This window comes from Pseudomonas sp. ef1 (genome assembly GCF_007293365.2).
Classification (GTDB): domain Bacteria; phylum Pseudomonadota; class Gammaproteobacteria; order Pseudomonadales; family Pseudomonadaceae; genus Aquipseudomonas; species Aquipseudomonas siliginis.
Genome location: NZ_CM129815.1, coordinates 2702808 through 2722443 on the forward strand (window position 1 = coordinate 2702808; position 19636 = coordinate 2722443).

A 19636-nucleotide genomic window follows, 5' to 3' on the forward strand; every position below is an offset into this window, starting at 1 on the left:
TTGCTTTGCTTTGCTTTACTTTTGCTCTTGCTTTTGTGGGAGCGAGCCTGCTCGCGAAGGCGGCCTGCCGAGCAACCCATTTCTCCCAAATGCCCACGATCCAACTGTAGGAGCTGCCGAAGGCTGCGATCTTTTGCTCTTGCTCTTGCTCTTGCTCTTGCTCTTGCTGTTCTGTGGGAGCGAGCCTGCTCGCGAAGGCGGCCTGACCGCCGACCCATTTCTTGCTGGACGCACGCGATCCAACTGTTGGAATTGGCGAAGGCTCGGGCCGCGATAGGAAGATCTTTTGCTTTGGCTTTTGATCTCTTGCCCCTCTACGCACTCAGCCCGTCCGTCATTCTGTTGCCACTTCCACCGAAGCCTCTATCAGCTATCTCCCAAAACCCGGCTACGAGCTGGCGCGTTTCCTGCAAGTGCCCCGCAAATCGCCATAAAACGAGCGCTCGCGGTCTTTCCTCCTGCGCCCGTAGCGGCAGAAGGTTTGGCCAGAAGGCCTGCGACGCTCAAAAAAGCAGTGCGCAGCCCGGTGACGTACGAGAGGGGAGACGATGAAGGCAGTAATTTTGGCGGGTGGCCTCGGCACGCGCATCAGTGAAGAGTCGCACCTCAAGCCCAAGCCGATGATCGAGATTGGCGGCAAGCCAATTCTCTGGCACATCATGAAGCAGTATTCCGCCCACGGGATCCACGACTTCGTCATTTGCCTGGGCTACAAGGGCTACGCGATCAAGGACTTCTTCGCCAACTACTTCCTGCATACATCCGACGTCACTTTCGACATGCGCAACAACCGCATGGACGTCCATCAGAACTACAGCGAGCCGTGGAGTGTGACCCTCATCGACACCGGCGAGGAAACCATGACCGGTGGCCGCCTGTTGCGTGCCGCGCGTTATCTCAAGGATGAAGAGGCGTTCTGCTTCACCTATGGCGATGGCGTTTCCGACATCAATATTGCTGAGCTGGTCGACTATCACAAGGCTCACGGCCGCTTGGCGACCGTCACTGCGGTGCAGCCGCCAGGTCGTTACGGCGCGCTTGAACGCCAAGGTGACCAGGTGCTGGGTTTCACTGAAAAACCCCGTGGTGACGGTGGCTGGATCAATGGCGGTTTCTTCGTGCTTTCGCCAAAAGTGCTGCCCTACATCAGCGATGACAGCACCACCTGGGAAGCCGAGCCGTTGGCCCGTCTGGCTCAGGACGAACAACTGAAAGCCTTCGAGCACGAAGGTTTCTGGCATCCGATGGACACCCTGCGCGACAAGAATCATCTCGAAGCGCTGTGGCAGAGCGGGGAGGCCCCATGGAAGCAATGGGCCTGAGTGCGGAGTTCTGGCGTGGCAAACGCGTCCTGGTCACCGGACACACTGGATTCAAAGGCAGTTGGCTGACCCTTTGGCTGCAAAGCCTCGGCGCGCAGGTCAGCGGTTTTTCGCTGGATCCGTCGACTGAGCCAAGCCTGTTCGAACTGGCGCGCGTACACGAAGGCATCAACGACCAGCGCGGCGATTTGCGTGACCTCGGCGCCTTACTGGAAATCATCGCCGAGACCGAACCTGAAATCGTCCTGCATCTGGCGGCGCAGCCCTGGTGCGCGAGGGCTATCGCGATCCGCTCGGCACCTATTCAAGCAATGTCATGGGTACGCTGAACCTGCTCGAAGCGATTCGTCAGATCGGCGGCGTGCGGGCCTGCGTGCTGGTCACTACCGACAAGGTCTACGCCAACAAGGAATGGCTGTGGCCGTACCGCGAAGACGAAGCCCTTGGTGGACACGATCCTTACAGCAGCAGCAAGGCCTGCTGCGAGTTGCTCGCGCAGTCGTATGCCGCGTCGTTCTTCCCGGCGGACAAACATGCCGAACATGGTTTGGCCCTGGCGACCGCACGCGCCGGCAATGTGCTGGGCGGTGGTGACTTTGCCCCGGAGCGACTGATTCCCGACGTGCTCAAAGCCTGGAGTGCCGACGAGCCGGTGACCCTGCGTTACCCGCAAGCCGTGCGCCCGTGGCAGCACGCGCTGGAGCCGCTGGCCGGTTATCTGCAATTGGCTGCTGCGCTCTACGAATACGGCCCGGAATATGCTGGCGCGTGGAACTTCGGCCCGGGTGAGGTAGACATGTGCAGCGTCGGCGAAGTCGTCGAATTGCTCGCCAGCCGCTGGCCGCAGGCACCTGGTTTGCGTATCGAAAAAAGCGAACTGCATGAAGCCGGCCTGCTGCGCCTGGACAGCAGCCGTGCGCGGCAATTGCTGGGTTGGCAAGCGCGCTGGACCTTGCAGCAATGCCTGGCCCAGACCCTCGACTGGCATCTGGCGTGGCAGAACGGCGATGACATGCGCGCTGTAACTCTGGGCCAATTGAATCTGTACCGAGGCGCGCTGTGAGCGAGTTTTCCCTGCAAGCGTTGCCATTGGCCGGTCTGTTCAGCGTTCAGCACAAACGTTTCGAAGATCAGCGCGGGCACTTCGCCCGGTTGTTCTGCGAGGGCAGCCTGATTGCGTTCGGCAATGAATTTCATATCCGCCAGATCAACCACTCCTGCACTCGCGAGAAGGGCAGTGTGCGTGGCCTGCATTATCAGAATGCCAACGCCCCGGAAGCCAAACTGATCACGTGCCTGCGCGGTGAGGTCTGGGATGTGGCGGTGGATCTGCGCCCGAACTCGGAGACGTTTTTGCACTGGCACGCCGAGCACTTGAAGGCGGGCGATGGCCGCAGCCTGTTGATTCCGGCCGGTTTCGCTCATGGCTTTCAGACGCTTACCGCAGACGCCGAATTGCTCTATCTGCACAGCGCCGATTACGCGCCGGAGCACGAGGGCGGCTTGTCGGTGAACGATCCTCGGCTGGCGATTGCCTGGCCGTTGCCTGTCAATAATTTGTCAGCGCGCGATTCCAGCCATCCTGCGCTCGATCAACACTTTGCTGGAGTGCGTCTATGAATTGCCGTGGGTGCGCCGCACCGCTGAATCTGCCGCTGATCGACCTCGGCACTTCGCCGCCGTCCAACGCCTACGTGCACGCCGATCGCCTGGAACAGGCCGAGCAATGGGTCCCGCTCAAAGTCGCGGTGTGCCAGCAATGCTGGCTGGTGCAGACTGAGGACTACACCAGTGCCGACAGCCTGTTCGATGCCGAGTACGCCTACTTCAGTTCGTTCTCCAGCACTTGGCTCAATCACGCCGAGCGCTATGTCGCCGAGATGAGTGAGCGCTTCGGGCTAAACGCCGACAGTCGTGTGGTCGAAGTCGCCGCCAACGATGGTTACCTGCTGCAATACGTCGCCGCGCGCGGGATCCCGTGCCTGGGCGTCGAGCCGACTCGCAGCACCGCACAGGCTGCACGGGACAAAGGCCTGGAAATTCGCGAGCTGTTCTTCGGCTGCGACACCGCCACGCAATTGCGCAACGAAGGCTGGAGCGCCGACCTGATGGCGGCCAACAACGTGCTCGCCCATGTGCCGGACATCAACGATTTCCTCGCCGGCTTCGCGACGTTGCTCAAGCCGACCGGCGTCGCCACTTTCGAGTTTCCGCAACTGCTGACGCTGATGGCTGGCGCGCAGTTCGACACGCTGTACCACGAACATTATTCCTACCTGTCGCTGACCTCCGTGCAGACTCTGTGCGAGCGCAATGGCCTGGAAGTGTTCGACGTCAGCCAGTTGAGCACTCACGGCGGCTCGCTGCGCGTATTCGTGCAGCGCAAGGACGGCCAGCGCCGCGCTGTTCTCCCGGCAGTTCAGCAACAATTGCAGGCCGAACTCGCTGCCGGGGTAAAAACCCCTGAGTACTACGCGACCCTCGCGCCTGCTGCCGAACGCATCAAACATGACCTGCTGCGCTTCCTGTTGCAGGCCAAAGCCGACGGCAAACGTGTGGTCGGTTACGGCGCGGCGGCCAAGGGCAATACCTTGCTCAACTACGCCGGAGTCAAAGCGGATCTGCTGTCCTGGGTGGCCGATGCCAACCCGCACAAACAGGGCAAGTTCTTGCCGGGCAGTCGCATCCCGATTGTTGCGCCAGCGCAGATCGACATTGAGCAACCGGACTACGTGCTGGTGCTGCCCTGGAACCTGCTGCACGAAGTCAGTCAGCAACTGGCGCAGGTGCGTCAGTGGGACGGGCGCTTCGTCATTGCCGTGCCTGAGTTGAAAGTGCTGTGAAAGTTCTGGTCACTGGCGCCACGGGCTTTGTCGGTCGGCATCTGATTGCTGCATTGCTTGAGCGCGGCTGCGAAGTCCGCGCGGTGGCGCGCAACGCAGAAAAGGCGCATGGCATGCCATGGATCAACCACGTCGAATTCGTCGCGGCAGACATTCACGCTGCCGACCTGAATGTCGTCGCGCTGACCGAAGGCATCGACGCGCTGGCGCATCTGGCCTGGCCGGGGTTGCCGAACTATCGGGCGCTGTTTCATTTCGAGCACAACCTGATGGCCGATTACCGCTTTATCAAAAGCGCGATAGAGGCGGGCGTGTCGCAGGTGCTGGTGACCGGCACCTGCTTCGAATACGGCATGCAGAGCGGTCCGCTCAGCGAGTCGACCGAGCCACGGCCGAGCAATCCCTACGGTCTGGCCAAACATACGCTGCACCTGTTTCTGCAGAATTTGCAGCAGGAGCGGCCGTTCACTTTGCAGTGGGCGCGGTTGTTCTATCTGCATGGTCAAGGGCAGAACCCCAACAGCCTGTTGGCCGCGCTGGACCGGGCAATCGATAGCGGCGAGGCGTCGTTCAACATGTCGGCCGGTGAGCAGTTGCGCGATTTCCTCGCGATTGAAACCGCCGCGAGTCATCTCGCCGCGATCCTCCATCAGCGCGAGTTCGACGGCGTGATCAACTGCGCCAGCGGCCATCCGGTGTCGGTGCGTGCGCTGGTCGAACAGCGCTTGCGTGAGGGTGGCGCAACCCTGGCTTTGAACCTCGGCCATTACCCGTATCCGACCCACGAACCGCTGGCGTTCTGGGCCGTCACCGAGCGCTTGCAACAGTTATTGGGAGAGTCGCCATGAGGCACGAGTTGTACCGGGCCACCGGGCTGCCGGTATTGCAGAACCGCACTTTCGCCGATGCCGAATCGGCGCGTGCCTCGGCCAGCGCCGACATGCTGCTGGTTCAGGACGAGCGCAGCGGTCTGGTCTTCAACGCCGCGTTCGATGCCGACAAGCTCAGTTATGACGCCGACTATCAGAACGAGCAGGCGCACTCCGGTCAGTTCCAGAAGCATTTAAGTGACGTCGAAGGCATCATCGGCAAGCACTTCAAGGGCCAGGAGCTGATCGAGGTCGGCTGCGGCAAGGGCTACTTTCTCGAGCTGCTCAAAAGCCTTGGCTATTCGATTACCGGCATCGACCCGGCTTATGAAGGCGAAAACCCCGAGGTGATCAAGGCGCCGTTTACGCGCGGCCTCGGCCTGGCGGCAGATGCCATCGTGTTGCGACATGTGCTGGAGCACATCGAAGACCCGGTGAGCTTTCTGGCCGTGATCGCCGAGGCCAATCAGGGCGGGCAGATCTATATCGAAGTGCCGTGCCTGGACTGGATCCTCGAGCACAAGGCCTGGTTCGACCTGTTCTACGAACACGTCAATTATTTCCGCCTCGATGACCTGCGCCGGATGTTCGGCACGGTGCACGAGGCCGGGCATCTGTTCGGCGGTCAATATCTGTACATCGTCGCTGATCTGTCGACGTTGCGCCTGATACCCGAACAACCGGTGCCGCGCCTGACTCTGCCGGAAGATTTCAGCGCCAGTCTCGACCGTGCCGTGCAGATCATCCGCTCGGCGCCTGCGCAGGGTTCAGCGATCTGGGGCGCTTCGTCCAAAGGCGTGATCTATTCGCTGTACCTGCAACGCGCCGGCGTTGCGGTCGATCGCGTAGTCGATATCAACCCGGCCAAGCAGGGGCGTTATCTGCCGCTGAGCGGCGCGCGCGTGTCCTCGCCGCAAGAGGCCATGGATGCGCTGCCGGAAGGCGCGCACCTGTTTGTGATGAATTCCAATTACCTCGAAGAGATCAAGCGGATGACCGGTGGACGCTACGTCTATCACGCCGTCGACAGCGCTTCGTTTCAGTGACCCTTGAGATGACCAACATGACTGACAACAGCATCAACCAAGCCTTCGAAGCCGAGTGCCGCGAGCAGATCGCCCAGCAAGGTGACGACCCCAAACTGACCGGCCTGGCCCGGGATTTCTTCAACGAATCGGCCAAGCACAAATACAGCTACCACTTCTCGTGGATGGGCCGCCCGATCATCCAGCTGCCGCAAGACATGATGGCCATGCAGGAGATCATCTGGCAGGTCAAGCCGGACCTGGTTATCGAGTGCGGCATTGCCCACGGCGGTTCGATCATCTACTACGCCTCGCTGCTCGAGCTGCAAGGCCACGGCGAAGTGCTCGGCATCGACCTCGACATTCGTCCGCACAACCGTGAAGCCATCGAAAGCCATTCGATGGCCAAGCGCATCAAGATGATCGAAGGTTCGAGCATCGACCCGGCCATTGCCGCTCAGGTGCAGGCCGCCGCCAAAGGCAAGAAAGTCATTCTGGTCCTCGACTCCAATCACACTCACGATCACGTGCTCGAAGAACTGCGCCTCTACGCGCCGCTGGTATCGGTCGACAGCTATTGCGTGGTCATGGACACCGTGGTTGAAGACATGCCGGCCGATTTCTTCCCGGATCGTCCATGGGGCCCGGGCGACAACCCGAAAACCGCCGTGTGGAAGTACCTGGAAGAGAACCAGGACTTCGAAATCGACCAGCAATTGCAGAACAAACTGCTGATCACCGTGGCGCCGGACGGCTACCTGCGTCGCGTTCGTTAATTCGCAACATTTACCCAGAGTTGTTTCGGCGAGTCGCCGGTTGTGGAGAGAAGTTATGCAAGGCAAGTACCGTTCTGAACTGACGCTACCGCTTGATGAGCTGTTGACGGTGGTGCTGATTACCCACAACCGACCGGCGTTCCTGCGTCGGGCTGTGAAGTATTACAGCGACTTGCCCTGCAAGATCATGGTGCTTGACTCCTCGCCGGAACGTCCGGAAGGCGATTTTTCCGCCGTTGATTACCATCATGTGCCGCAATTCGCGTACTGGGGGATGCAGGCCAAACTGGCCTATGGTGTCGAGCAACTGACCACGCCGTACATGGTGCTGGCGGCCGATGACGACTTCATCCTGCATGATTCATTGGCCGAATCCGTGGGTTTCCTGCAGGCCAATCCGGATTACGGCATGTGCCACGGCTACTGCCTGATGTACCTGACGCTGGCCGGTGGCGTCAGCTACTACCGCCGCGACAAAAAGGTCCAGGAAGACTACTGCTCCGAACAGGCTCAGGAGCGGGTCATCGATTACATGAGCCAGTACATCCCGCCGTTCTATGCGGTGACCCGTACTGATCTGATGAAGACCTGGCACTCGGCATTGCCACCCGGCACCAGCTTCCAGTGGCAGGAAATCGGCCATGTCTATTTCCTGCTGGCCAGTGCCAAAGCACGGATTCTGCCGATCCCTTATGTGGTTCGGGAAATCAACTACGGTGCCTCCGAGCACAGCACCGAGGTGTATCACTCGCTGACCTACGTCGATGCCAAATCGGTCGCCGAGCGTGAAGCCTTTGCCGAGTTCCTTGCCGCGCTGCCAACCCAGATCAAAGGGCTGAACGCCGAGCAGGGCAAAGCGCTTGCCCTGCAAAGCTTCGAGGCAATGGTCGACAGCCTGCAATCGAATCGAGCGCTGACCGCGGAACTGATCATCCAGTCCACCTGGAATCAGGAGCTCAAGTACCCGGATCGTCGTTTCGGGCCTTTGCAGTACGTGGAAATGCCGTTCTACAACGAGGCATTTTTCGACCGCCTGGCGCAGTTCGAATTCATGCTGCACGCCATGCCGGCGGGGCGCATCCAACTTGAAGGCCTGGAGGGCGTCTGGACCCGTCAGGCGCACTTGCTGCAAGCACGCAACAACGACACGCCGGAAAGCGTTCTCGACCGTTTGTGGCAGGCTCACGATCTCAATGCGTTCAATCGCACCGTGGTCAAGCGGCTGGCGGCTCAACTGACTTCGATGGGCCAAGCCGAAGAGGCGCAAGCGATGCAGGCCTGGATCGAGCGTCTCGAAGCGTTGACCGTCGATGACCATCATGCGGTCATGGACAAGATGCAGTCCGGCCGCCTGCTCAACTGGCTGGCCGCACGTGCGCCCGGCGCTCACCTTGAGGCAATCGGCCAACAGCTGGCGGTGAATGGCGGCGGGCCGCAGTTCGGCATTTTTCTGCTGGATCTGGACGACGACATCGACAAGCTTCAGGTGTCTCTCGACAGCTTGCTGGAAGGGCAGTGCAAGGCCTTCCGCATTGTCGTGTTCACCACCGGCGAAGCGCCCGCCGCGACCACGGCACAGAACACCCTGCATTTTGTCCGAGTGACCGCGGGCAATCTGATCGACAAGCTCAATCAAAGCGCTCGTCAATCGCCGTGTGACTGGCTGCTGTTGGCTGAAGCCGGTGATGAGTTCACTGCCAGCGGATTGTTGCGCGCCAGCCTGGAGTTGATGAACGCCGGCGATTGCCGCGCGGTATCCACCGACGAAATCCAGCGCCAGGAAAACGGTGCACTGACCGACGTGTTCCGGCCGGGCTTCAACCTTGATCTGCTGCTGAGCCTGCCAACGCTGATGGCGCGGCACTGGCTGGTACGGCGCGATGCGCTGGTCGAAATCGGCGGCTATCGCGCTGATTTCAGTCAGGCACTGGAGCTCGATGTGCTGCTGCGTCTTATCGAAGAACACGGCCTCAACAGTCTGGCTCACCTCGACGAGCCGCTATTGATCAGCCAGGCACCAGAGCTGGTCGAGAATGCTGACGAGCGCCTGGCGCTGCTGCGCCATTTGGGCAATCGCGGTTACAAGGGCAAAGTGACGTCAGCGGTCCCGGGGGTTTACCAGATCGACTACCACCACAGTGATCGTCCGCTGGTGTCGATCATTATTCCGGCGGGCAGCGATCTGGCGGTGCTGCAACGTTGCCTTGAAGGTGTGTTGCTGCGTACCCGTTACCATCACTATGAAGTGCTGATCGCCGCCACTGCGGATCAGACGGCTGAGATCAATGACTGGCTCGGGACTTACAAGCACTCCAGAGTGCAGGTGCTGCGTACTGATCGGACGTTGAGCGCAGCAGGATTATTCAACGCGGGCAGTCGTCAGGCGCGTGGCGAGTACCTGGTGCTGCTCGCCGCCGATGCGGAAGTGGTCAATCCGAACTGGCTCGACTCTTTGCTCAACCATGCTCTGCGTCCAGAGGTCGGCGTGGTCGGGCCAAAACTGATCGACCGTGATCGCAAGATCAGTCAGGCGGGATTGATCCTGGGCATGAATGGCGGGGTCGATTCGCCCTTCGTCGGTGAAGATCACGATGCCGACGGTTACCTGCACCGCTTGGCGGTGGAACAGAACTACTCGGCGGTATCGAGCGTGTGCCTGATGGTCCGCAAAGAGCTGTACGAGGCGCTCGGCGGTCTGGACGAAAGCACATTTGCCGAAGGCTTCAGCGATGTCGATCTGTGCCTGAGCGCCGGGCAGGCCGGTTATCTGACGGTATGGACTCCGGCGGTGCAAGTCATCCATCAGGGCGGTATGCCTGACGCCCCGCAAGCGCTGCTGGCCCTGCGCGAAAAATGGCCGGCGGCATTCGTTCAGGATCAGGCCTACAACGCGAACCTGAGCCTGAAGGGCAAAGGCTTCGTGCTCGATGACAATGCTTCACTGGACTGGGCACAGTTGCTCGCTTAAGCCTGGCGACAGGGACGGAATTGAAAAAATGTTCAACGGTAAATCGATCTTCATCTCCGGCGGCACCGGCTCGTTCGGGCGCAACTTCATCCGTCGCCTGCTCGAGCAGTACCAGCCCAAGCGCGTGGTGGTGTTCTCCCGCGACGAGTTGAAGCAGTACGAAATGCAGCAGACCTTCAATGCGCCGTGCATGCGTTATTTCATCGGTGACGTGCGTGACGCCGACCGCTTGCGTCAGGCGATGCGCGGCATCGATTATGTGGTGCATGCCGCCGCGCTAAAGCAGGTGCCGGCGGCGGAATACAATCCGACCGAATGCATCCGTACCAACGTCAACGGCGCGGAAAACATCATCGCTGCGGCGATCGATAACGGCGTAAAGAAAGTCGTCGCGCTGTCCACCGACAAGGCGGCCAGCCCGATCAATCTGTACGGCGCGACCAAGTTGCTTTCGGACAAATTGTTCGTCGCCGCCAACAACATTGCCGGCGAGCAGCAGACCCGATTCGCCGTAGTGCGCTACGGCAATGTCGCCGGTTCGCGCGGCTCGGTAGTGCCGTTCTTCAGCAAGCTGATCGCTGACGGCGCGCAAGAATTGCCGATCACCGACGAGCGCATGACGCGGTTCTGGATCACCCTCGACCACGGCGTGCAGTTCGTGCTCGACAGCTTTGCGCGGATGCACGGCGGCGAAGTGTTCGTGCCGAAGATTCCGTCGATCCGCATCGTCGATCTGGCGCGCGGCATGGCTGAACATCTGCCGCACAAGAACGTCGGCATCCGTCCCGGCGAAAAGCTGCATGAACTGATGGTGCCGCTGGACGATGCGCGCATGACCCTTGAGTTTGAAGACCATTACACGATTCAGCCGTCGATTCGTTTTACCAGCGTCGACGTCGATTTCGCCGTCGATAAACTCGGTGAACGTGGCCGTGCGGTGGGCGAGGATTTCGAGTATCGCTCGGACACCAACCCGCATTTCCTTTCAGTGGGGCAGATCGCCGATCTGCACGCGAAGCTGTCGGTATGATTCCTTACGGTCGGCAGAGCCTTGATCAGGCGGACATCGATGCGGTGGTCGAGGTGCTGCAATCGGACTGGCTGACCCAGGGGCCGACCATCGAGCGCTTCGAGCAGGCCATGGCCGCGCGCTGTCAGGCGGATTTCGCCGTGGCGGTGTGCAATGCCACGGCGGCGCTGCACATTGCTTGTCTGGCCGCTGACCTGGGGCCGGGCGATCGCTTGTGGACTTCGCCAAACACCTTTCTTGCCTCGGCCAATTGCGGGCGTTATTGCGGTGCTGACGTTGATTTCGTCGACATCGATCCGCTGACCTGGAACCTCGATGCCTTCGCCCTTGAAGCGAAGCTGGAACAGGCCGAACGCGACGGCACGCTGCCGAAAGTCCTGGTCGCCGTCGCGTTCTCCGGGCAGAGCTGCGATATGCGCAAGATTGCCGACCTGGCGGTGCGCTACAACTTCACCGTGATCGAAGACGCCTCGCACGCCGTGGGCGCCAGCTACGCCGGGCGTCCAGTCGGTTGTGGCGACTTCGCGGCGATGACGGTGTTCAGTTTTCATCCGGTGAAGATCATCACCAGCGCCGAGGGCGGCATGGTCCTGACCAATCGCCCGGCGCTGGCCGAACGTCTGCGACGCCTGCGCAGCCACGGCATGACCCGCGATCCCGAGCACATGACCGAGCCGAGCCACGGGGCGTGGTATTACCAGCAAGTCGAGCTGGGCTTCAATTACCGGATCACCGATCTGCAAGCGGCGCTGGGACTCTCGCAACTACGCAAACTTGATGAGTTTGTCGCACGTCGCCGGGAACTGGCCGCGCGTTACGATCAGTTGCTCGCTTACCTGCCGCTAACCTTGCCGAGCGCGCAGCCGGAAGCCGATTCGGCGTGGCACCTGTATGTGGTGCGCGTGCAGACCGAGCGCTGCAACCTCAGTCATCGCCAAGTGTTCGAAGGTTTGCGCAACGCTGGCATCGGCGTCAATCTGCACTACATTCCCGTGCACTTGCAGCCTTACTATCGCGAGCTGGGCTTTGCCGAGGGCGATTTCCCCGAGGCCGAGCGCTATTACGCCGAAGCGATCAGTTTGCCGCTGTTCCCTTTGCTCAGTGAGGCACAACAAGATCAGGTGGTCGAGCAACTGCGTCGGCTGCTGCTTGAGGAGTAAGGCACCGTGAGCTGCGTCGCGATCATCCCCGCCCGTGGTGGCAGCAAGCGCATTCCGCGCAAGAATCTCAAACCGTTCGACGGCGTACCGATGATCGTCCGCTCGATTCGCACGGCGCTGGAGTCAGTGCTGTTCGAGAGCGTTGTGGTCAGCACCGACGATGACGAAATCGCCGACGTCGCACGAGCACATGGCGCTGAAGTGCCGTTCATGCGACCGGCCGATCTGGCCGATGATTTCACCGGTACCGCTGCGGTGATCCTGCATGCCTTGCAGCAATTGCCGACGTTCGATTACGCCTGCTGCGTGTACGCGACCGCGCCGTTGTTGCAGGCGCGTTATCTGCGTCAGGGTCTGGATTTGCTCAAGCAGCATCCGCACAAGTCGTTTGCCTTTTCGGTGTGCGGTTTCGGTTTCCCGGTGCAGCGCGCACTGACCCTCGACGAGGAGGGCGCTTTGATGTCCATGTACCCCGAATTTCGTACCACCCGTTCGCAGGATCTGCCCGAAGCGTTTCAGGATGCCGGGCAATTTTACTGGGGGCGCAGCGAAGCGTGGTTGCGTGGCGAGACGCTGTTCTCGCCAGCGAGCCTGCCGGTGATCCTGCCGCGTCATTTGGTCCAGGACATCGACACGCCCGAAGACTGGCAACGCGCCGAATATCTGTACGCCGCACTCAGAGCCGGCGGAGAACTGCAATGAGAGTGCTGATCCGCGCCGACGCTTCGCCGACCATTGGCAGCGGCCACATTGCCCGCTGCCTGACCCTGGCGCGGGTGCTGCGCGGGCAGGGCAGTCATGTCGCATTCGCCTGTCGGCGTTTGCCGGGGCATCGACTGGATGCCCTGAATGCCGAGGGCTTCGAGACCTTTGCACTGCCCGAGCGCTATCGTGATGAAGACCCGCTGCAGGCCATCGAATCGATGTTGCCGTGGCAGTTCGATATTGATGCACTGGGCCAGCTGCTGGACGCACAGGCGCCGTTCGACTGGATCATCGTCGACCATTACGGCCTCGATCATCACTGGCAAACCGCTGCCCGGCGCTGGGCGCATCGAATCGCCGCCGTGGATGATCTGGCCACGCGGCGTTACAGCGTCGATCTGCTGCTCAATCAGAACCTCTCGGGCTTGAGTGAAAACTACGCGGCGCTGCTGCCGCCAGGCTGTCGCACCTTGCTCGGCCCGCGCTACGCCATGCTGCGCGAAGAATTCAACTGCGATGCCATCGAGATCAAACCGAAGGCCCGGCGCGTGCTGGTGAATTTCGGCGGTTTCGACGCGGCGAGGCAGACTCATCATGCGATGCTGGCGCTGGCTGATTTCACTCAGTTGCAGGTGGACTTCGTCGCTGGCGCCGACAACCCGGCGTGGACGCAGATGCAAGCGTTGGCCGAGACGCGGCCGAACTGGCGCCTGCACAGTTTCGTCAGCGATTTCCATCAGCGCATGACTGAAGCGGATCTGTTTATCGGCGCTGGCGGTGGCACCAGTTGGGAGCGCGCGGCGCTGGGTTTGCCGACCATCTGCATCGCCGTGGCGAACAATCAGCAGGCCAACGGCGAAGTCATGGCCGCTGCCGGTGCGCATGTGTTCATGGGCGCCCGCGAGCAGGTCAGCGTCGAGCAGTTGCGTGATGCGGTCGGCTTCGTCGTGAACAATCATTTTCTACGCCGCAGCCTCGCCGAGCGCTCGCGGCAACTGGTCGACGGGCGCGGTGCCGAGCGTGTGGCGGCGGCGCTGGCCGGTGCGGTGCTGAAACTGCGCCCGGCGACCCAGGACGATGCGCAGTTGCTGTTCGATGGACGCAATGCCGAAGCAGTGCGGCGCTGGTCGCTGGAAACCGGCGTTATCGATTGGGTGCAGCATCTGCACTGGCTGACGGCGAGTCTGCGCAATCCGCAGCGACTGCTGCTGATTGCCGAGGCGGACGACGGCCCGGTCGGGGTGCTGCGTTACGACTTGCGCGGGTTTGAAGCCGAAGTCTCGATTTATCTGCTGGAGGGGCGCTTCGGCCTCGGTTGGGGCAGGGCAGTGCTCAGCCGTGGCGAAGCGTTTGTCGCTGCGCACTGGCCGCAATTGACGCGCATTACTGCGCGAGTCATGCCCGCCAATCAGTCCTCATTGAAAGTCTTCCGCGACGCCGGGTTCATCCAGGAAACCTGTGCGTTCAGCCGTGTTTTGAAGGATCACCCGCATGTCTAGTTTCAAGATTGGCCACCACACCATCGGTGCCGATGCGCCGCCGTTCATCATTGCCGAGATGAGTGGCAACCATAACCAGTCTCTCGACGTCGCTTTGCAAATCGTCGAGGCGGCAGCCAAGGCCGGGGCGCATGCCTTGAAGCTGCAAACCTACACCGCCGAAACCATGACCCTGGATTTGGCTGAAGGCGAATTCTTCATCAAGGATCCGGGCAGTCTGTGGGCCGGCACGTCGCTCTACGATCTCTACGAAAAAGCCCATACACCGTGGGAGTGGCACGCGCCGATTTTTGCTCGGGCCAAGGAGTTGGGGATGCTCGCGTTCTCGACACCGTTCGATGACAGCGCGGTGGATTTTCTCGAAGGCCTTGAAGTGCCTGCGTACAAGATTGCCAGTTTTGAAAACACCGATCTGCCGTTGATCCGTCGAGTGGCAGCGACCGGCAAACCGCTGATCATCTCCACCGGCATGGCCAGCATCGCCGAACTGGATGAAACCGTGCGTGCCGCGCGCGAGGCCGGCTGCAAGGATCTGGTGTTGCTCAAGTGCACCAGCACCTATCCGGCCACGCCACTCAACAGCAATGTGCGCACGATCCCGCATCTGCGTGAGTTGTTTGGATGCGAGGTCGGACTGTCGGACCACTCGATGGGCGTTGGCGTGTCGGTGGCGGCGGTGGCGCTGGGAGCGACGGTGGTGGAGAAACACTTCACCCTGGATCGTTCGGCCGGTGGTGTCGACGCAAGTTTTTCCCTTGAGCCTGCGGAGCTGGCCAGTCTGGTCGTTGAAACAGAGCGCGCCTGGCAAGCCATGGGCCAGGTGCATTACGGCGTGACCGAGGCCGAGCGCAAGTCGCTGGTCTATCGCCGCTCGCTGTATGTCACCGCTGACATGGCCGCCGGTGAAGCCTTTTCCGGCGACAATCTGCGTGCCATTCGTCCCGGCCTCGGCCTGCCGCCCAAGCACACCGATGCCGTCCTCGGACGCCGCGCGCGCACCGCGATCAAGCGCGGTACGCCGCTGGACTGGTCGCTGGTCGAATAGGCCAATCTGCCATCGATTCGGCAAAATAGCGTGACCTGCGAGTCATAACGCGCATCTTCACTGTATTGTATTGACCGGGGAGATGGCGCCTGGCCCGTTTTGCGGTTCCAGTGATAGCCCTTTGCGCTTCCCGTGGCTGCCCATTGTGGCGGCCGTTTTCTGTTTGTCGGCGCCCCTCGAATGCTTGCGAGCGGTGGTTTTGGGCTGTTTTTTATTGGGAAGCCGTAATGATTGGCATAAAAAGCATTGCGAGCTACGTTCCTGTAGCCGGCGTGGACAATTACGCACAAGGTGCAAAATTCGAGAAGGATGAAGAATTCATCCTGGGCAAGATCGGTTCGGCGTTCCTGCCGCGCAAAGACGCTGAGCAGGAAACTTCTGACCTGTGCGTGGAAGCGGCCAATGCGCTGTTTGCCAGCAATCCTGAACTGAAGCGTGAATCGATCGACGCGTTGATTGTCGTCACCCAGAACGGTGATGAAGAAGGCCTGCCGCACACAGCAGCAATCGTCCAGGACAAGCTCGGCCTGCCGACCAATGTCGCAGCGTTCGATATCTCGTTGGGCTGCTCCGGTTATGTATACGGCATCTACGCGATCAAGGGCTTCATGGAAGCCGCCGGCCTGAAGAATGGCCTGCTGATCACCGCTGACCCGTACTCGAAAATCGTTGACCCGGAAGACCGCAACACCACCATGCTGTTTGGCGATGCCGCCACCGCCACCTGGATGGGCGAAAACCCGACCTGGGCGCTGGGCAAGGCCAAGTTCGGCACCGACGGTTCCGGCGCACCGCATTTGAAAGTCAGCAACGGCGTGTTCTTCATGAATGGTCGTCAGGTGTTCAACTTCGCTCTGCTGAAAGTCCCGGCGCACCTGCACGAGTTGCTCGACGATTCCAATCTCAAGGCCGATGACATCGACGCATTCTGCATTCACCAGGGCAGCGCGGCGATTGTCGACGCCGTGGCGCGACGCTTCGAAGGCGAACCGGAGAAGTTCATCAAGGACATGGTCGAGACCGGCAACACCGTGTCGTCGAGCATTCCGCTGCTGCTGGAAAAACATGTGCTCGATTCCGACTGGCAGCGTGTCGCGCTAAGCGGCTTTGGCGTCGGCCTGTCGTGGGGCTCGGCGATCATCTATCGTCCGTAAGCTGCAGCAAAAACCACTGATACAAAAATAGCGTTCAAGGTTAACCTTGAACGCTATTTTTTTGCCCGAGAAGGAGCGCGAGGCGCCATGAGCGAGTTTTTCCAAGCCAATGCCGAGGTGTTGCAACGGCGCTGGCCGGCGCTGTTCGAGCGATTGATGGCTGAAGACAGCGCGTCCGTGCAGGCCGAACTCGTGCAAGGACTGGGCTCGACGCTGAGCGTCGATGGCATTCAGCTCACCAGTCGCCATGATCGTCTGCATGAGGCGCAAATCCAGGCGGCGAGCCTGCCGGAAAAACCGCATCTTCACGTTTATGGCACTGGCCTGGGCGACTTGCCCGGCGTGCTGCTCGAGCGCGCAGGCCTGGAAAAACTGTACTTACACATCCTCAACGGCGCACTGTTCGCGCTGGTACTGCAACTGCTCGATCAGCGCCAGTGGCTGGAGGATCCTCGGGTCGAACTGTTTTACGCCGGTGATCACCCTGACTTCTTCACGCCATTCTTTGCCTTGCCCGCCGAGATGCTGCTGGCCGATGACTTCAATGCAAAGGTCCGCGATCGTCTGATCAATGAAGTGCACCTGACGTTCAACAATCGCGATTTCGATCCGCAGTCACCGGAAATCCAGCAGCGCTTGCAGGAATGTCTGCCGGTGTTGCTTGGCGATGACGATGTCGCGCAGCTGTTCGGCAGTTGCGCTGGACGTGAAATCTACGTAATCGCCACCGGACCGACGCTGGAGCAGCATTTCGATCGTCTGGCGGCGATTCGTCAGCTTGCTGAGCGGCCGTTGTTCATCTGTGTTGATACGGCCTATCGACCGTTGCGCGAACATGGCATCGTGCCTGATCTGGTGGTGAGCATCGATCAGCGCATCGGCTTTCGGCATCTGCCCTTTGAGACGTCTGACGGCATTACGCTGGTGTACCTGCCGATGAGCGACCCGCAGGTATTGAAGGCATGGAAGGGCAAGCGCTATGGCGGCTATTCGGCCAGCCCGATCTATGCCGAGCTGAAAGAACAGTATCCACGCGGTGAGCTGCACGTCGGCGGTAGCGTGATTCATCCGGCGGTGGATCTCGCGGTAAAAATGGGCGCGAGTCGAATCACTCTGTTTGGCGCCGACTTCGCCTTCCCGATGAACAAGACCCACGCCGGTTGGGACGACGGCGATTTAGGCCCGCCGCTGGCCCAGGCACGGCACTGGGTGCGCGATGGTCATGGTCAGCGCGTCAGCACTCAGCTGAATTTTCGCGGCTATCTATGTGTGCTTGAGCGTTATATCGCCGCGCATCCGCAGGTCGAGTTTCTCAACAGCAGCCGCGCCGGTGCATCGATTGCCGGGACCGCTTTCAATCCGGAGTTCGTGCAATGAGTGCGCTGAGTCAGTGTCAGGATCAGTGCCGCCAGTGTGCCACTTTGTTTCGCCTTGGGCGCGATGTTGAAGCGGCGCTGACGATGGTCGATGTGTTCGAACAGGCCCAGCAATCTCTCTCGTCTGCCTCAGTGGATATCCAGCAAGCGTGGGCACAGGTGCTCACGCAAATGCTCGACTGTCAGGAGCGCCAGGACTGGTTGGGCCTGGCTGACTATATGGAATACGAACTGGTCGAATTGCTGGAAAGTGCCAGGCGCTGAACCGCTGCGCCGCGCTGGCCCGCGGCTTTGCGTTACAGGCGGTTTTATGACGTCATTTTTTCGCGCTGGATGTGCTGCTAAGTCTTTGTTTTCTCGGGGGTGGCGTGGTGATGGCAAAATTTTTTCAAAAAGCCCTCAAGCAACCTGCAAACCCGACGATAACTATTACGAAGGTTCTCTAGGCCATACCCGGCGGTTGCCAGGGCCGGAAGCCGCAGTACCCAACCAACGAGGAATTCGTCATGGCTTTAACAGTAAACACCAACACCACATCGTTGAACGTTCAGAAAAACCTGAACCGCGCTTCCGACGCTCTGTCCACCTCGATGCAGCGCCTGTCTTCCGGCCTGAAAATCAACAGCGCCAAAGACGACGCCGCTGGCCTGCAGATCTCCAACCGTATGTCCTCGCAGATCCGCGGTAACACCCAGGCCATCCAGAACGCCAACGACGGTATCTCCGTTGCCCAGACCGCTGAAGGCGCTCTGCAAGCTTCGACCGATATCCTGCAGCGTATGCGTGAACTGGCTGTTAAAGCTCGTAACGGTACCAACGGCACCGCTGACCAGACCGCTACCAACGCTGAATTCGCTCAGATGTCTGACGAAATCACCCGTATCTCGGCTGCTACCAACCTGAACGGCAAAAACCTGCTGGACGGTTCGGCTGGTACTGTGACCCTGCAAGTTGGCGCAAACACCGGTTCGGCTAACCACATCGACCTGGTACTGAGCTCCAAGTTCGACGCCGTCAGCCTGTCGGTAGGTAGCGGTACTGTAGTTCTGACCGGTACTTCGGGTACTGGTGCTGGTTCTGCTTCGCAGAACATCGACAACGCGATCACTGCAATCGACGCCGCTATCGCTGCAATCGGTGCAACCCGTGCCAGCCTGGGTGCTTCGCAAAACCGTCTGACCAGCACCATCTCCAACCTGCAGAACATCACTGAAAACACCACCGCTGCTCAGGGTCGTGTACAGGACACCGACTTCGCCGCAGAAACTGCTAACCTGACCAAGCAGCAGACTCTGCAGCAAGCTTCGACCTCCGTACTGGCTCAAGCCAACCAACTGCCTTCCGCTGTACTGAAGCTGCTTCAGTAATCCGGAACAAGTTTAAGCGGGGGAGTGCGCTTGTCGTGCTCTCTCGCTTTTTTACGTTAAGAGGTGATGGGCATGGACATGAGCGTAAAGCTTAACGTGTCTTATCCGGCTCCCAAGCCAGTGACACCGGTTGCTGACAAACCGTCAGAGCTGCCTAAAGTCCAAAAGACTGAAGCACCGGTCGCTGCCAAGGATCAGGATTCGGACGGCGCCAAGTTGAAGCTGGCGGTGCAAGAGATCGAAAAGTTCGTCCAGTCGATCAAGCGTAATCTGGAGTTCTCGATTGACGAGCATTCCGGCAAGGTCATCGTCAAGGTGATCGCGAGCGAGACGGGTGAAGTCGTTCGACAGATTCCTTCCGCCGAAGCCCTCAAACTGGCCGACAGCCTCGCCAATGCAAGTCATGTATTGTTCGACGCCAAGGTCTGATAAATGGCATGAATAGTGTTTGTTCGTTCTCAGGACGCGTGTAACGGTCAAAAGAATGGCAGCAATCT

17 protein-coding genes and 1 pseudogene are annotated in these 19636 nt (G+C 60.1%); all 18 read left to right on the top strand.

Features of this window, described 5'->3' with window-relative positions; all coding sequences use genetic code 11:
• The first annotated feature begins 548 nt into the window (after positions 1 to 548).
• Positions 549 to 1322: a glucose-1-phosphate cytidylyltransferase gene (gene rfbF / locus FEE99_RS12305; protein WP_041478997.1), complete on the top strand. Its 774-nt coding sequence runs from the start codon at positions 549 to 551 to the stop codon at positions 1320 to 1322.
• Positions 1304 to 2385 (top strand): annotated as a pseudogene (gene rfbG / locus FEE99_RS12310) (CDP-glucose 4,6-dehydratase). Before rfbF ends, rfbG begins: the two are co-directional and overlap by 19 nt.
• On the top strand, positions 2382 to 2942 hold the full coding sequence (locus tag FEE99_RS12315; RefSeq protein ID WP_041478999.1) for a dTDP-4-dehydrorhamnose 3,5-epimerase family protein: 561 nt from the start codon (positions 2382 to 2384) through the stop codon (positions 2940 to 2942). Before rfbG ends, FEE99_RS12315 begins: the two are co-directional and overlap by 4 nt.
• A complete protein-coding gene (locus tag FEE99_RS12320; RefSeq protein ID WP_041479000.1) occupies positions 2939 to 4165 on the top strand; it encodes a class I SAM-dependent methyltransferase in 1227 nt (408 codons plus the stop codon). The genes FEE99_RS12315 and FEE99_RS12320 overlap by 4 nt, the downstream gene beginning before the upstream one ends.
• Positions 4162 to 5013: an NAD-dependent epimerase/dehydratase family protein gene (locus FEE99_RS12325; RefSeq protein WP_041479001.1), complete on the top strand. Its 852-nt coding sequence runs from the start codon at positions 4162 to 4164 to the stop codon at positions 5011 to 5013. The genes FEE99_RS12320 and FEE99_RS12325 overlap by 4 nt, the downstream gene beginning before the upstream one ends.
• A complete protein-coding gene (locus FEE99_RS12330) occupies positions 5010 to 6080 on the top strand; it encodes a class I SAM-dependent methyltransferase (RefSeq protein WP_041479002.1) in 1071 nt (356 codons plus the stop codon). Before FEE99_RS12325 ends, FEE99_RS12330 begins: the two co-directional genes overlap by 4 nt.
• Before the next feature lie 17 nt (positions 6081 to 6097).
• The gene (locus tag FEE99_RS12335) at positions 6098 to 6835 is read left to right on the top strand and encodes a cephalosporin hydroxylase family protein (protein WP_041479049.1); all 738 of its coding nucleotides are present in this window, start codon (positions 6098 to 6100) and stop codon (positions 6833 to 6835) included.
• A 55-nt stretch (positions 6836 to 6890) separates the two neighbouring features.
• The gene (locus FEE99_RS12340; protein WP_041479003.1) at positions 6891 to 9803 is read left to right on the top strand and encodes a glycosyltransferase family 2 protein; all 2913 of its coding nucleotides are present in this window, start codon (positions 6891 to 6893) and stop codon (positions 9801 to 9803) included.
• 28 nt (positions 9804 to 9831) lie between these two features.
• Positions 9832 to 10833: a UDP-N-acetylglucosamine 4,6-dehydratase (inverting) gene (pseB, locus tag FEE99_RS12345; protein ID WP_041479004.1), complete on the top strand. Its 1002-nt coding sequence runs from the start codon at positions 9832 to 9834 to the stop codon at positions 10831 to 10833.
• A complete protein-coding gene (gene pseC / locus FEE99_RS12350) occupies positions 10830 to 11993 on the top strand; it encodes a UDP-4-amino-4,6-dideoxy-N-acetyl-beta-L-altrosamine transaminase (RefSeq protein ID WP_041479005.1) in 1164 nt (387 codons plus the stop codon). The genes pseB and pseC overlap by 4 nt, the downstream gene beginning before the upstream one ends.
• A gap of 6 nt (positions 11994 to 11999) precedes the next feature.
• Entirely contained in the window at positions 12000 to 12695 is a 696-nt protein-coding gene (gene pseF / locus FEE99_RS12355; protein WP_041479006.1) for a pseudaminic acid cytidylyltransferase, read from the top strand.
• Complete coding sequence (gene pseG / locus FEE99_RS12360) at positions 12692 to 14197, top strand: UDP-2,4-diacetamido-2,4,6-trideoxy-beta-L-altropyranose hydrolase (RefSeq protein WP_041479007.1); 1506 nt, start codon at positions 12692 to 12694, stop codon at positions 14195 to 14197. Before pseF ends, pseG begins: the two co-directional genes overlap by 4 nt.
• A complete protein-coding gene (gene pseI / locus FEE99_RS12365) occupies positions 14190 to 15242 on the top strand; it encodes a pseudaminic acid synthase (protein ID WP_064361077.1) in 1053 nt (350 codons plus the stop codon). Before pseG ends, pseI begins: the two co-directional genes overlap by 8 nt.
• Before the next feature lie 227 nt (positions 15243 to 15469).
• Complete coding sequence (locus FEE99_RS12370) at positions 15470 to 16396, top strand: ketoacyl-ACP synthase III (protein WP_016771093.1); 927 nt, start codon at positions 15470 to 15472, stop codon at positions 16394 to 16396.
• An 87-nt stretch (positions 16397 to 16483) separates the two neighbouring features.
• Complete coding sequence (locus FEE99_RS12375; RefSeq protein WP_041479009.1) at positions 16484 to 17773, top strand: motility associated factor glycosyltransferase family protein; 1290 nt, start codon at positions 16484 to 16486, stop codon at positions 17771 to 17773.
• Positions 17770 to 18036 (top strand): hypothetical protein, encoded by a 267-nt coding sequence (locus FEE99_RS12380; RefSeq protein WP_041479010.1) that lies wholly within the window; start codon positions 17770 to 17772, stop codon positions 18034 to 18036. The genes FEE99_RS12375 and FEE99_RS12380 overlap by 4 nt, the downstream gene beginning before the upstream one ends.
• A 242-nt stretch (positions 18037 to 18278) precedes the next feature.
• On the top strand, positions 18279 to 19139 hold the full coding sequence (locus tag FEE99_RS12385) for a flagellin domain-containing protein (protein WP_016771090.1): 861 nt from the start codon (positions 18279 to 18281) through the stop codon (positions 19137 to 19139).
• A 72-nt stretch (positions 19140 to 19211) separates the two neighbouring features.
• Entirely contained in the window at positions 19212 to 19568 is a 357-nt protein-coding gene (locus tag FEE99_RS12390) for a flagellar protein FlaG (RefSeq protein ID WP_041479011.1), read from the top strand.
• The last annotated feature ends 68 nt before the right edge of the window (positions 19569 to 19636 follow it).